Source organism: Thauera aromatica, assembly GCF_023093595.1.
In the GTDB taxonomy this organism is placed as follows: Bacteria; Pseudomonadota; Gammaproteobacteria; order Burkholderiales; family Rhodocyclaceae; genus Thauera; species Thauera aromatica_A.
In genome coordinates, this window is sequence record NZ_JALLIK010000064.1 from 1 (window position 1) to 13,366 (window position 13,366).

At 67.6% G+C, this 13,366-nt stretch carries 15 protein-coding genes and 1 pseudogene; 12 read left to right on the plus strand and 4 right to left on the minus strand.

The features are described from left to right. Window positions 1-269: 269 nt before the first annotated feature. Both MXC99_RS01185 and MXC99_RS01190 read right to left on the minus strand, forming a co-directional pair. The gene (locus MXC99_RS01185; RefSeq protein WP_247723802.1) at window positions 270-1,652 is read right to left on the minus strand and encodes a sigma-54-dependent transcriptional regulator; all 1,383 of its coding nucleotides are present in this window, start codon (window positions 1,650-1,652) and stop codon (window positions 270-272) included. After that, entirely contained in the window at window positions 1,642-3,789 is a 2,148-nt protein-coding gene (locus MXC99_RS01190; protein ID WP_247723803.1) for a XylR N-terminal domain-containing protein, read from the minus strand. The genes MXC99_RS01185 and MXC99_RS01190 overlap by 11 nt, the downstream gene beginning before the upstream one ends. Window positions 3,790-4,012: 223 nt before the next feature. On the opposite strand from MXC99_RS01190, the gene rapZ reads away from it, so the two are divergent. Genes rapZ through MXC99_RS01205 form a run of 3 tightly spaced genes read left to right on the plus strand, consistent with a single transcriptional unit; the run spans window position 4,013 to window position 5,827 of the window. Continuing rightward, window positions 4,013-4,912, plus strand: coding sequence for an RNase adapter RapZ (rapZ, locus tag MXC99_RS01195; protein ID WP_247723804.1), 900 nt, complete (start codon window positions 4,013-4,015; stop codon window positions 4,910-4,912). Further along, the gene (locus tag MXC99_RS01200) at window positions 4,909-5,298 is read left to right on the plus strand and encodes a NusG domain II-containing protein (RefSeq protein ID WP_247723805.1); all 390 of its coding nucleotides are present in this window, start codon (window positions 4,909-4,911) and stop codon (window positions 5,296-5,298) included. Before rapZ ends, MXC99_RS01200 begins: the two co-directional genes overlap by 4 nt. Continuing rightward, entirely contained in the window at window positions 5,279-5,827 is a 549-nt protein-coding gene (locus MXC99_RS01205; RefSeq protein WP_247723806.1) for a Gx transporter family protein, read from the plus strand. Before MXC99_RS01200 ends, MXC99_RS01205 begins: the two co-directional genes overlap by 20 nt. A 246-nt stretch (window positions 5,828-6,073) precedes the next feature. Here MXC99_RS01205 and MXC99_RS01210 read toward each other — a convergent pair whose 3' ends face one another. After that, window positions 6,074-6,964 (minus strand): dienelactone hydrolase family protein, encoded by an 891-nt coding sequence (locus MXC99_RS01210; protein ID WP_247723807.1) that lies wholly within the window; start codon window positions 6,962-6,964, stop codon window positions 6,074-6,076. Between the two features lie 31 nt (window positions 6,965-6,995). After that, window positions 6,996-7,268: a translation initiation factor IF-1 gene (infA, locus tag MXC99_RS01215; protein WP_247723808.1), complete on the minus strand. Its 273-nt coding sequence runs from the start codon at window positions 7,266-7,268 to the stop codon at window positions 6,996-6,998. Between the two features lie 761 nt (window positions 7,269-8,029). Here infA and MXC99_RS01220 point away from each other — a divergent pair. The 9 genes and pseudogenes from MXC99_RS01220 to MXC99_RS01260 form a co-directional block, all read left to right on the plus strand. Next, window positions 8,030-9,415, plus strand: coding sequence for a tyrosine-type recombinase/integrase (locus MXC99_RS01220; RefSeq protein ID WP_247723809.1), 1,386 nt, complete (start codon window positions 8,030-8,032; stop codon window positions 9,413-9,415). 42 nt (window positions 9,416-9,457) lie between these two features. Then, window positions 9,458-9,736 carry a type II toxin-antitoxin system RelE/ParE family toxin gene (locus MXC99_RS01225; RefSeq protein WP_107221834.1) on the plus strand — a complete coding sequence of 93 codons (279 nt, stop codon included), beginning with the start codon at window positions 9,458-9,460 and terminating at the stop codon, window positions 9,734-9,736. 11 nt (window positions 9,737-9,747) lie between these two features. Further along, the gene (locus MXC99_RS01230) at window positions 9,748-10,032 is read left to right on the plus strand and encodes a HigA family addiction module antitoxin (protein ID WP_107221833.1); all 285 of its coding nucleotides are present in this window, start codon (window positions 9,748-9,750) and stop codon (window positions 10,030-10,032) included. 4 nt (window positions 10,033-10,036) lie between these two features. Beyond that, entirely contained in the window at window positions 10,037-10,327 is a 291-nt protein-coding gene (locus MXC99_RS01235) for a helix-turn-helix domain-containing protein (protein ID WP_247723810.1), read from the plus strand. Between the two features lie 107 nt (window positions 10,328-10,434). Further along, window positions 10,435-10,695 (plus strand): hypothetical protein, encoded by a 261-nt coding sequence (locus tag MXC99_RS01240; RefSeq protein ID WP_247723811.1) that lies wholly within the window; start codon window positions 10,435-10,437, stop codon window positions 10,693-10,695. A 121-nt stretch (window positions 10,696-10,816) separates the two neighbouring features. Further along, entirely contained in the window at window positions 10,817-11,470 is a 654-nt protein-coding gene (locus tag MXC99_RS01245) for a hypothetical protein (protein WP_247723812.1), read from the plus strand. A 125-nt stretch (window positions 11,471-11,595) separates the two neighbouring features. Then, entirely contained in the window at window positions 11,596-11,829 is a 234-nt protein-coding gene (locus MXC99_RS01250) for a hypothetical protein (protein ID WP_247723813.1), read from the plus strand. Continuing rightward, entirely contained in the window at window positions 11,826-12,272 is a 447-nt protein-coding gene (locus MXC99_RS01255) for a helix-turn-helix domain-containing protein (protein WP_247723814.1), read from the plus strand. The genes MXC99_RS01250 and MXC99_RS01255 overlap by 4 nt, the downstream gene beginning before the upstream one ends. Continuing rightward, a pseudogene (locus MXC99_RS01260) lies at window positions 12,272-13,366 on the plus strand (toprim domain-containing protein); the annotation flags it as partial. The gene MXC99_RS01255 and the pseudogene MXC99_RS01260, both read left to right, overlap by 1 nt.

Here is a 13,366-nt window from a genome sequence, read left to right on the forward strand (position 1 = left end):
GAACGCTTCAATTTCGACTCACCCATCGGGTGACTTCCTTGATCAACGCCAAACCCTTAGCCTGCCAGTATTACGGGCAAACTGCACCTCACCAACTGAGGTTTCTAGGTTTATTTATATCCCGTGACGGGACGATGGATTCCGGTAGTGTTGCGAAGTGCTACAGGAGCGCGCGTGGAAGCGGAGCGGGAGGGGAAAACCCCGTGCCGTCAGCGGCTTCGGGGGCGGGCGTTGCAGCCTGCAACGCTGTTGCAAACTGCAACAGCGCTTCAGTGCGCGGGCCTGTCCGTCCTCGGCTTCAGGCTGCGGTAGATCGTCGACCGGGCGACGCCCAGGCGGGCGGCGGCGGCGCTGACGTTGCCTTCGAGGGCGTCGACCACCCAGCGGATGTAGGCCTGCTCGACTTCGGCGAGGGGGGCGATGCGGTCGAAGCCGCTCGGTGACGCTGCGACCGGAGCTTCGCCGGGTGTCGACAGGATCGAGTTCGTGATGGCGGCATCGATGACCTCGCCGTCGCCGAACACCAGCAGGCGCTCGACGACGTTGCGCAGTTCGCGCACATTGCCGGGCCAGGGGTAGTCGACCAGGCGGGCCAATGCGCACGGGCTCAGGCGCGGCGCCGGGGTGCCGGCGCCGCGGCGCGCCGCACGCCGCATCAGGTGTTCGACCAGCAGTGGGATGTCCTCACGGCGCTCGCGCAGCGGCGGCACCCGGATATGCACGACGTTGAGCCGGTACAGCAGATCGTGGCGGAAACGGCCCTGTTCGACCAGGGCCTCGAGGTCGCGGTGGGTGGCAGCGATCACCCGCGCCTCGGTGCGGCGCAGCGCCGAGGCACCGAGCTGGCGGAATTCACCGCTGTCGAGCACACGCAGCAGCTTGGCCTGGCACGACGCCGGCAGCTCGCCGATCTCGTCGAGGAACAGGGTGCCGGCGCTGGCGACCTCGAACAGGCCTTCGCGGTCGCTGGCGGCGCCGGTGAAGGCGCCGCGCTTGTGGCCGAACAGCTCGCTTTCGACCAGTTCGCCTTCGAGCAGCCCGCAATTGAGCGGGACGTAGGCTTCGCCGGCACGCTTGCTCCAGCGGTGCAGCGCGGCGGCGACGACTTCCTTGCCGGCACCGCTCTCGCCGGTCACCAGCACCGGCAGATCGAGCGGTGCGGCGCGGTGCACGCGCTCGAGCATCTGCTGCCACGCTGCGCTGCTGCCGACCATCTCGGTGTCGTCGGACTGGCGCAGGCGCTTCACTTCGGCGCTGAGCGCCTCGCAGCGAAGGGCGAGGGTGCGCCGGTCGAGTGCGCGCTCGACGATCAGGTCGAGCTCGGTGAGCGTGTAGGGCTTGGTCAGATAATCGAAGGCGCCCAGCTTCATCGCCGCGATTGCGGTGTCGATGCTGCCGTGGCCGGTGAGGACGACGACTTCGATGTGGGGGTCGAGCTGCTTGATCCGCCCGAGCAGCTCGATGCCGTCCATCCCCGGCATCTTGATGTCGATCAGCGCCAGGTCGATGCCGGTGCGCTCGATGTGCCCGAGCGCGCCCGGTCCGTCGGCGGCTTCGCTGACGCGGTAGCCTTGCCGGGTCAGGCGGCCCGACAGCAATTCGCGGTACAGCTCCTCGTCGTCGACGACGAGGACGTGTCGGTTATTGCTCATGCGCGCCGCTTCCCGGAAGATCGTCCGCGCACGGCAGCAGCACGCGGAACCAGGCGCCGCCCTGGGCCCGGTTGCCGCAGCTGATGCGGCCGCGGATCTCGTTCATGATCGAATAGCAGATCGACAGGCCGAGCCCGGTGCCCTTGCCCGGCGCCTTGGTGGTGAAGAAGGGGTCGAACACGTGCTCGATGACGCTGGGAGCGAGTCCCGGGCCTTCGTCACCGACCTCGATTTCGATGCCCTCAGCGGTGTTGCGGACGCCGAGTTCGATGCGGCCCTTGCCGTTCATCGCGTCGCGCGCGTTCTTCAGCAGGTTCTGGATCACCTGCTCGAGCAGGGCCGGACTGGCGAGCGCCGGCGGCAGCCCGGGCTCGATCGCGACCGTGACCTCGACGCCCCGGGTCAGGCCGGCGTCGTTGAAGAAAGCCAGTCGTTCGGCGAGGAACAGGCCGACGTCGACCGTCTCCAGCGCCGCGCTCTGGCGCCGCGAGAACGACAGCAGGTTGTCGGTGATCGCCTTGCAGCGGTGGGCCTGCTGCTGGATCGTCACCAGCCCGCGGCGCAGGGTCTCGAGCTGGGGGATGTCGCTGCCCCCGGCACAGGCGTCGAGCAGCGCCTGCAGCTCTTCGGCGTAGCCGGAAACGAGGCCGAGCGGGTTGTTGATTTCGTGGGCGACGCCCGAGGCGAACTGGCCGAGCGCGCTCAGGCGGTTGGCCTGGGCGAGCTGCTGCTCCATCTGGCGGCGGGCGGTGATGTCGCGCGCCACGCCGATCACGCCGTCGGCGGTGTCGTTGCCGATGAACAGCGCCGAATTCACTTCCAGCAGCACGCTGCCGCCATCGCCTTGGGGCAGCATGATCTCGAACGGCTGCCCGCCTTCGCCGCCGATGCGGCGGGTGAAATCCTTGTCGATGCGGGCGGCGGAGGCGGCGGGCATCAGCTCGCCGACCGGGCGGCCGAGCGCTGCTTCGGGGGCGGTGCCGAGCAGCTCGGCCATGCGCGCGTTGATGAAGGCCAGCCGGCCCGTGCCGTCGAGGATGTAGACGGCGTCGTTGATCACGTCCTGGATCTGCTGCTCGCGCGATTCGAGCTGGCGCGCGTACTCGGTGAGCGCGCGCTCGCGCTCGAGCTGGGCGCTGATGTCGAGCGCGAGGCCGCTGTAGCCGACGATCTTGTCGTCCTTGAACACCGGTTCGACCTGCAGGCGCACCGGGAAAGGGCGGCCGGCGGCGTCGCTCATCACCACGTCGATGTCGGTGGTGCTGCGCCGGATCGCGATGTCCTTGAGGAAACCGGCGGCGCGGGCGATGTATTCGGGTCGCACCAGGTCCTTCAGGCGCAGCGTCGGCAGCTGCGCCTCGCTTACCCCCAGGCGCAGGCGCGCGGCCTTGTTCAGGTGGAGCAGGCGGCCCGAGGCGTGGAGCGCGAAGACCATCTCCGGCAGGTCTTCGATCAGGTTGCGGTAGCGTTGCTCGGAAGCTTCCAGTTCGCGGGTGCGCTCGAGGACCCGGCTCTCGAGCACGTTGATACGGTCGCGGATGTTGAGCGGCTTGAAGTATTCGCGCAGCCCGGCCAGTTCGGGGGCGCAGTCGCTGGCGTTCATCAGCGTCCATGCGCAATGCGCGTCGCCGCGGCCTTCGCAGGCGTGCTCGACGCAGATCATGTCGGCGTCGAGCACGCGCGAAGCGAAGCCCGAAGCGTAGCCGGTCAGGGTCCAGCACACCGGATCTTCCGAACGTCCGAACAGACGCAGGTGCTGCTCGGCCTCGTAGGAGTGGCGCCAGCGCCCGCTCATGCGGTAGCGGCCATGGCCGTGGTCGATCTCGGGATGCCCCGGCTCGACTTCAGCGATGCCCGAGAACATGTGGGTGCGCGGGCCGCCGAGAATGAATTCCTCGAGGCTGTCGGGATGCATGTAGCCGGCCAGCAGCTCGGCGTCCTCGTAGCCGCAGCTGAAGCCGTAGCGGGTGAGGATGACTTTGGCGATGTCGAGGCCGACGGTCTCGACCAGCTCCTTGCGCAGCGCCCCCATCGAGTCGGCATGGACCAGGATCGCCCGGCGCCCGCAGAAGTGGATCGAGCCGGTCTCCGGCAGGAAGTCGATCAGTGAGTGAAAATCGAGTTCGTCCGAGCGCATCGCTCATGACTCCTGCACGAAGGCGGATGGGGCGCGGGGGCGAAGAAGCGGTTCCGGGCGGTTCGGGCCGCTGCCGCCATCCCGACGGGCAGCAGCAGGGGGGCGGAATCAAAATTATACATGCCCGCATGAGTCGACAGGATGGCCCCGTGGCGGGAGCGTCCAGGACCCGCCCCGCCGGGGCTGCGCTATAGTGTGGGCGAGCTTTTTCATGCACAGGACCATGCAGATCGTACTCATCAGCGGGCTTTCCGGTTCGGGCAAGAGCATCGCGCTCAATGTCCTCGAGGATGCCGGCTACTACGTGGTGGATAACCTTCCGGCTGTGCTGCTGCCGCAACTCGTCGACCATTTGCGCAGCGTTGGCGGGGAGCGGGTCGCCGTGGTAGTGGACATGCGCTCGGGAACGAGCATCGATACCCTGCCGCAGGAGGTCGCCGCCCTGCGCCGGGGCGGGACCGATCTGCGCTTCATCTTCCTCGAGGCGCGCGACGATGCCCTGATCGCGCGCTTTTCCGAAACCCGCCGTCGCCATCCGCTCGCCGCCGGCGGAGTGACGCTGGAGGAAGCGATCCAGCGCGAACGCGGCGCTCTCGAGAGCATCGCCGAACTCGGCCACCGCATCGACACCAGCGACCTGCTGCCCAATACGCTGCGTGCCTGGGTGAAGGGATTCATCGATCTGGCGCCGGCCGAAGGCCTGACTCTGATGTTCGAGTCCTTCGGCTTCAAGTACGGCATCCCCCTCGATGCCGACCTGGTGTTCGATGTGCGCTGCCTGCCCAATCCGCACTACGATCCCCAGCTGCGCCCGCTTACCGGGCGCGACCAGCCGGTGATCGACTTTCTGCGCACGATTCCCGAAGTCGCCCGCATGGGCGAGGACATCCGCCGCTTCCTTGCCGACTGGCTGCCCGCCTACGTCGGTGACAACCGCAGCTATCTCACCGTGGCGATCGGCTGCACCGGAGGCCAGCACCGCTCGGTATACCTCGCCGAGTGGCTCGCCACGCAGTTTCGCGGTCAGCTCGAGGTCATCGTGCGTCATCGCTCGGATGCGCGCCGCATCGCCGATCGTGCGGCCGCCCGGGGCGGCGACGCGGCGATTGGTCCGGCGGCGTGAAATTCGGCTTTGCCCAGTGGCGAAGGCTGTTGCGCCCCGGTGATGTCGCCGTCGCCGTCGCCGGCCTGGTTTTGTGCGTCCAGGCGGTGCTCGTGCTGTGGCAGGGTGGAACGCCCGATGCCGCGGTGATTCGCGCCGGCGGCCGGGTGGTGGCCGAAGTCGACCTGTCGCGCGCGCGCCGGATCGAGGTGCCCGGCCCGCTCGGTGTGACTCTGATCGAAATCGAGCCGGGGCGCGCGCGCATCGCTTCCGACCCCGGTCCGCGCCAGTATTGCGTGCGCCAGGGCTGGCTGGTGCAGGCTGGCGCAGTGGCGATCTGCGCCCCCAACGAAGTCAGCCTGAGCCTCACCGGGCGGAGCACGAACTATGACACGCTCAACTATTGAGCTGACCCCGACCGCCGAGGACCGGCGCATCGCCCGCCATGCGGCGGCGGCGATCGTGCTCACCGTGGCCGAGGCGGCGATTCCGTTGCCCTTGCCGGGCGTCAAGCCGGGGCTGGCCAACATCGTCACCCTGGTGGTGCTCGCGCGCTGGGGCTGGCGCGAGGCGGTGTGGGTGTCGCTGCTGCGCGTGCTCGCCGGCAACCTGTTGCTCGGCCAGTTCCTCGCCCCGGGCTTCTTCCTCAGCCTGTCGGGGGCGCTCGCCAGCCTGGTGGTGCTGGGGCTGGCGATGCACCTGCCACAGCGCTGGTTCGGCCCGGTCAGCCACAGCATCCTCGCCGCCTTCGCCCACATCGGCGCGCAGCTGGTGGTGGCGCGGCTGTGGCTGGTGCCTCACGACGGCGTGTTCTACCTGCTGCCGGTGTTCGCGCTCGCCGCGGTGGTGTTCGGCCTGGTCAACGGGCTGGTGGCGGCACGCCTGCTGGCTGAAATCGGCCAGCGCGCCGCGGCGACACACGCGCCGGAACGCTAGCGCTGCGGCTGCGTCCAACCTGCGACCGGTCCGGAGGCCGTTCCGGCCCGGAGATCGTGGAGCGGAGACAACATGCGCAGCCGGTGGTGGACCTGGATCAGTGCGATGCTGGCGGTGCTGTGCGGTCTGGCGTTCGGCTGGGTGGCGGGCAGTGGCCTGGTTCGCGCCGCTTCACTGGCGGCGGCCGTGCCTGCGCTCCCCGTGGCGGCGAGTCTGGCCGCCACGGGGAGCGGGTCGGGACCGGCTTCAGCCGAGGTGGGCTTCGAACCAGGCCTGCATGCGCCGCCAGCCGTCCTCGGCTTCGTCCTTGCGGTAGCTCGGCCGGTAGTCGGCGTGGAAGGCGTGAGGTGCGTCGGGATAGACCACGATCGTGCTGTCGCTGCCGGCCTGCCGCAGTGTGTCGCGCATCGCGGTCACATCGGCAAGCGGAATTCCCTGATCCTGGCCGGCGTACAGGCCCAGTACCGGCGCGTGTAAGGCGGTGGCGACATCGACCGGGTGCTGGGGCGTCAGCGCTGACCGCGGGCCGTCGAGACGACCGTACCAGGCCACGCCGGCCTTGAGCCCGGGATTGTGTGCGGCGTATAGCCAGGTGATGCGCCCACCCCAGCAAAAGCCGGTGATCGCCAGGCGTTCGGGGTCGCCGCCCCGGGCGAAGGCCCAGTCGGCACAGGCGTCGAGGTCGGCCATTACCTGGGCGTCGGGTACTTTGGCGACAATTTCCTGCAGGATCGCGCCGACATTGTCGAGGGTGTGCGGATCCCCCTGGCGAAAGAACAGCTCGGGTGCGACCGCCAGGTAGCCCAGCCGGGCGAGGCGCCGGCAGACGTCGCGGATATGGGCGTGCACGCCGAAGATTTCCTGCACTACCAGCACCACTGGACGCCGGCTGCGATCGGCACGCGCTGCGGGAGCGGCAAAGTAGGCCGGTAGTTCGCCGCCGGTGACGGGGAGGCTGAGATCGCCGCTGTCGAGACCTTCGTCGCCAGTGTGGATCAGCGTGCCGGCCTGCACCGGCAGCACCGCGGCAGCGAAGCCGGCGGCGGCGAGGGTGGCGACGAAATCACGGCGCTCCATGTGCGTTTCCGGCAGCAGGCTGTCGAATTCCGCGGGAGTGACGGGCGGGGGCAGGGACATGGCACTTTCCCCGGGAGAAGGCCGGACGCCTTCAGCGCCGCCGTGCGGGGCGGGCCGTAGCCGCTGCGCCGCCGGCCGGGCGGCCGGGAAGGTGGCGGAAGGTGATGCGGCCCTTGCTCAGGTCGTAGGGCGACATTTCCAGCGACACGTTGTCGCCGGCGATGATGCGGATATGGTGTTTGCGCATCTTCCCGCCGGAGTAGGCGATGAGATTGTGGCCGTTGTCGAGGGTGACGCGGTAGCGGCCGTCGGGCAGCACCTCGGTAACGGATCCGTGCATTTCGATGAGTTCTTCCTTGGCCATGTCGGGGCTCCTTGTCGTTGTGCCGGCGCGGCGCGATCGGGCGCAGTGCCGGGCAGGCTCGCTTCCGCCGGGAGCGAGCCAGAGGCCAGCGGCCGCAATGCGCATCGGTGCGGCGAGCGGCTTGGCAGTATCGGCACCATGAACGGCGGGCCGGCGAAGTTCGGTGCGGCGGTGCGTAAAACGCGCACCGGATGTGAGCAGCGTGCGGGACAGAGTGAGCGCGCTGCGTTACGGGGGATCGAGGCTCGGTACGGAAGCTGTGATCGCGAGCCTGTTTGGCAGGCCCGGGAGGTCGGTCGAAGGATTGAATGCGCGTATATCAATCATTCCAGACATTAGCGGAAAACTATACGCTTTTTTATGCCTTGCGTCCATGCGATTTTTTGCAGTGCAGCATCCGGTCCGGCTGGTTTGCGAACGCTTCCCTGTCCGCTGCGCCGAACGCCGCCGGGGTGGCCCATACCCGGTGATCGACCGGAGTCGGGGCCGGAAAAGGAAAATGCCCCGGCCGAAGCCGGGGCATTTTCCTTGTTTTCTTGGTAGGCCGTGCTGGGCTCGAACCAGCGACCAACGGATTAAAAGTCCGAGGGAAAGCGTATTTTTCAGGGTTGAATGATATGCACGAAAACGCGCAAATGCATTGAAAAACAAGGAAAAGATGATTTTTCATGTTGCTCGACGTTGAACCGGATTGCTAGAATTTGGCTACATGGTGGCTACATGGAGCCGCCGTGTAGCCAACCTGAGCCGGAGCCGACACCATGCAACGCGAGCGCCTGACCCCTGACCGCATTCGCCGCTTCACCATCCCGACCGGCAAGGCTCAAGCCTTCCTGTGGGACACCGAAGCGCCCCGCCTTGCCGTGCGTGCGACCGCTGGCGCGAAGGCGTACATCTTCGAGTCCAAGTTGAACCGCCGCACCCTGCGCGTGACCATCGGGGACGTGCGCGCCTGGAACCTCGACGACGCCCGCGCCGAAGCGCGCCGCCTGCAAACCTTGATTGACCAAGGCACCGACCCGCGCGAACAGAAGCGCGAGCGCATCGCCGCCAGCGAAGCCAAGCGCGAGGAAGCCCGCCGCATCGAAGCGTCCGCCCTCGACGCCTGGAGCGCCTACATCGAGGCCCGCCGCCCGAAGTGGGGAGAGCGCAGCTACCGGGACCACCTGACCCTGAGCAAAGAGGGGGGCGAGGCCATCACCCGAGGCCGCAAGACGACCGAGGACGGCAAGACCCAACCCGGAGCCCTGCGCGCCCTGCTGGCGCTGCCGCTGAGCAAGATTGACGCGCCGACCGTGCGCGCCTTCCTGAAGGACGACGCCGCCAAGCGCCCGACGCAAGCCGCACTCGCCTTTCGCCTGCTGCGCGCCTTCCTGAACTGGTGCGCCGACCGCCCCGAGTACCAGGGGCAGATTCACGCCGACGCCTGCGCCGGCCGCATCGCCCGCGATGAACTGCCCAAGCGCCAGGCCAAGCAGGACGCGCTAGAGCGCGAAATGCTGCGCCCTTGGTTCCGCGAGGTGCGCGCCATCGCCAACCCGGTGCAGTCCGCTTACCTGCAAGTGGCCCTGCTGACCGGAGCGCGCCGGGAGGAGGTGGCCGAAATGCGATGGGAAGACGTTGATTTCCGCTGGCGCAAAATCATCATCCGCGACAAGGTGGAAGGCGAGCGCACCATTCCGCTGACGCCCTATGTGGCCGGCCTGCTGCTGGAGCTGAAGCGCCGCAACGACACCCCGCCGCCGTCGCATCGCATCCTGCACGGCAAGCGTGTCCGCAACGACCTGGAAGCCTGGGAGCCTTCGCCCTGGGTGTTCAGCAGCAAGACCGCCGCATCGGGCCGCCTGCAAGAACCCCGCATCGCCCACAACCGCGCCTTGAGGAATGCCGGCCTGCCCAGCATCACGATTCACGGTCTGCGCCGCAGCTTCGGCAGCCTGTCCGAGTGGTGTGAAGTGCCCGCCGGCATCGTGGCGCAAATCCAAGGCCACAAGCCGAGCGCGACCGCTGAGAAGCATTACCGCGTGCGACCGATTGACCTGCTGCGCCAGTGGCACACGAAGATTGAAGCCTGGATTCTGACCGAGGCCGGCATCGAGCAGGGGCACCAGGAAGAAGCCACGCCCGCGCTGCGCGTGGTGTCGTGAGTGGTTTTACCGGCTGTTTTGTAAAGCGGTAATATACGGGCTATGATTACATCGTTTCGCCATAAAGGGCTTGAGGCTTTCTTCAGGACAGGCACGCAAGCGGGAATCCAGCCCATGCACGCCAAGCGCCTGAGCGAGATGCTGACCGCTTTGCACGCTGCCGCTGGTCCTGCCGACCTTGCCCGCCCCGCATGGCGACTGCACGGACTGTCAGGCGACCGCGCCGGATTCTTTTCGATGACGGTACAGGCCAACTGGCGTTTGACCTTCCGTTTCGTAGGCTCTGACGTGGAGCTGCTGGACTATCTGGACTATCACTGAGGCGCACGGCAATGGATATGCACAACCCCGCACCCCCTGGCGAACTACTGGCCGGCTGGCTGGAAGATATGGATATGAGCGTGACCGCCTTTGCCGCCCACATCGGCATCAGTCGCGTGATGCTTTCGCGCATCCTGCACGGGCACGCCGCCATCACCGCCGACATGGACCTTAGGCTGACTGAGGCGCTGGGCACGACGCCCGGATTCTGGCTGAGGGTGCAGATGCAGCGCGATATGTGGAATGCCGGCCTGCGCGCCAAGGAGCGCCCGCCCGTGGCGCGGATTGCAGCCTAAAGCCATGAGCACCGCATTCGAGAGCATCAAGCGTGGCCTGCAAGAGGCCATCGAGCATGCCGAAGGGCATCCCGCGCCGGGTACCCGGATTCACCGCCCGCGCCCGGTGGATGTGAAGGCCCTGCGCGCCAAGGTGGGCATGACGCAAGAGCAGTTCGCCGCGCGCTTCGGGTTCTCGACGGCAACCCTTCGCTACTGGGAGCGAGGCGACCGCACGCCGCACGGCCCCGCGCTGGTGCTGCTGAACGTCATCGAGCGCAACCCCGCCGCCGTCATCGAGGCCCTGAGCGCCTGACCGAGCAACACCGCCGCCGGCCGGATGCCGGCAAGAAGCGGGGAGGCGTGGCGATACCAGCGCCAGCGCCGCCCCTGACCATGAAGCAATCAACGGAGAATCACTCCATGGCTATGGAAACTGTAGCAGACCTGAGCAAAGCAGCGGACACCGTCACTATCGGCGCAGAGAGGCACGCCATCATCGTTGACGCTGCCGCTGAAATTGGCTGCTTGTGCGAACTACTGCGCCAGCATGAGAAGGCGGATTGGCTCGCCGTCCGTGGTGTCTCTGCGCGCATTTCTGACCTGGCCGTCATGATTGCCGGAGGGCTTGAGGATGAGGCACACCAAACCGCCGACCTCGCCCGCGACCTGCGCCGAAATTGACCGCAGCACTGCCCTGTAGCCTACGCCGCCCCTACCTCGACGGAGGGAAGAGCCGGACACCATCGCCGGCCTGGGGCGGCATCTTTCCCGATGGTGCGCACGATGGAGCGCAGACCGAGATATGGCCAAAGCGTTGGACTGGATGCAGCAGGAGCAAGAAGACTACGAACGGGCGCTTATGCGTGCCCCGCAGAGGATGGCTTCTGCCACTATTGCCGATGCACACAAGACGTACGAAGATTTCGTTGCCGATGAGCTGGCGGATATTCGTGCGGAGCGTGCCAAGAGCCAAGCACGCCTTGAGCATACCGCGCGACTGGCGCGAGCACGCGAACAAGGCATTCTGGAAGCTGAGCGCGACTGGCATCACTCGCCGGAACATGTTGAGGCTCATCAGAAAGAGGTCGCCGCGCAGACGAAGCCGAAACGAGGCCGCAAGCCGACCAAAGCGCCCGCCCGGCTGGGTGAAATACTCGACGCGCTGGATGAATTCGCCGCTGCGAAAGGGGAAGGCTTCGACAGGAATGCAATGTTTGGTCCGCTTGGCGAGAGCTGGGAGGATGCAGATTCATTCCATTGGATGTGTGCGCAAATTGACCCGGCCTTCCGCCGAGCAAAAGATACCTTCGAGAAGCATCGCGCCGGGGTGTGCGCCGTGATGCCGTACGCCGAGCGGACAGACTTCTATCGGCGAGCGCTACCGCACATTGCCCCGAAATTAGGCGTTGCGCTGAACGTGCATCATCTGCCGAAGTTGGCGAGGAAAACCGCGTAGATTCAACGCCATGAAGGCTGTCCGTAGTGCACCAAGAATTGATTTCTGGTGCACTGCGGTGCAATTACGTCGCGGAATGCTGATGCATACCGTGGGGGCCGTCATCAACGACGGAGCCCCCGCGAATGCAAGCCGCAACCATCCCGACCCCATGGCGCAACGATGCGCCGCTCGCCGCCCGTACCTATTCGACCGAGCAGGCCGCCGCCGCCCTTCACGTTCGCCCGCAAACCCTGCGCGCCGCCGTCTGCCGCGCTGGACACTATGCAGGCGTCAAGCCGCACAAATTGCCGTCCCGCTTCCTGGCGTGGCCGGCTGAGGCCATCGACCGCCTGATTGCTGGCGAGGTGGCCGCATGAAAAGCGCCCGGCCCGCCGAAGCAGTACCGAGCGCGAACACCAGCGCCCATTCTACCCCGCAGCAAACCGACCTGCCCGGCATCGAGCGCGCCAGCGAAGCGCCGACGCTGCCCCGCCCGAACACCCGACCGGCCGAAGCCCTGGCGCTGCTGCAGCGGCATGGGCACCTCGACCAGCGCCAATTTCTCGACGACGCCGGAGGTTGGCGACTGGCTGCCGCCGTGCACGTCTTGCGTGGCCTGGGCTGGCGCATCGAGACCGTGCGCGTACCTGTCACCCTCGCCAATGGCGAAGCCGCCCACATCGCCCGCTATCGCCTCGACCGTGCCGCTGGCAACCTGCGCCAGCACCAGGCCGGAGGCATTGCGCCCGAACTGGTCGCCTGGCTGGCGCTGGCTGTGGTCGCCTTCCTGCTGCCGCTGTCGGCCCGGTGGTTCGCGTGATGAAGCCGCGCGACTTCGACCCGGCACGGGAGCGGGAAAGGGCGCTGTCTGCCCTCTGGAGCCTGCATTGCCCTGAAAGCCGGGATGAATGGTGGCCCATCGTCGGAAGCGCGCTTGCCGAAGGCATCAGCGAGGACGAAATCCTGCGCTGGTGCGAAAGCGGCCCGAACTTCGATGAGGCCGCAGCCAAGGCGACGATTCGCAGCCTCGCACGCCGCCCCGGCAGCGGAACGGGCAGCCTGTTTGCCCTCGCCCGCGCCGCCGGGTGGCAGGACGAGTCCGGCGGGAGCTCGCCGCCCCTGAAACCTCTGTCTGACAGTCGACCGGTCAACCGACAGACAGAAGACCGTGCAGAACGCGCCAGAACGGCGCAGGAGCCGCAAACGCCCCGCCGGGAAGGTAAGGGCATGTCCGCCGCCCCTGCCGCCCTATGGGGCCGCTGTGCGCCCGCCCCCGCTGACCACGGCTACCTGACCCGCAAGGGCATGGCCCCCGACGGCCTGCGCATCGCCCCCGCCGGCCTGACCATCGCCGGGCACGACTGCGCCGGCTGGCTGGCGCTGCCCGTCTGGAACCTCTCGACCGGCGAGCTGCAAAGCGTGCAACTGGCGAGCCCCGAGGCCGGCCCGCCGAAGCTGAGCCTGCCCGGCTGCCGGATTGCCGGTGGCGCGCTGGCGGTGCACCAGGATGCGCCAGAAGGCTGCCCCTGCCCCCAAGCCTTCGCGGGTGGCGTGGCGTACCTGGCCGAAGGCGCAGCGACCGCCGCAAGCCTGTACCAAGCGACCGGCCGCGCCGCCGTGGCTTGCTTCGGCAAGGGCAACGTCGACGCCATCGCCCGCGCCCTGCGCGAGCACTACCCCAGCCTGCGGCTGGTGCTGGTGCCCGATGCGGGAGCCGAACACCAGGCCGCAGCGATTGCCACCGGCATCGGCGGCCCGGTGGCCTGGGTGGCGCTGCCCGAGGGTTGCCCGCCGAACTTCGACGCCAACGACTACGCCGCCGCGCACGGCCTCGACGCCCTGGCCGAGCTGCTGAAGCACGAGCGCACCCCGCCGCAGCGCTTCCGCCTGCTTTCCCCCGCCGAACTGGCAAGC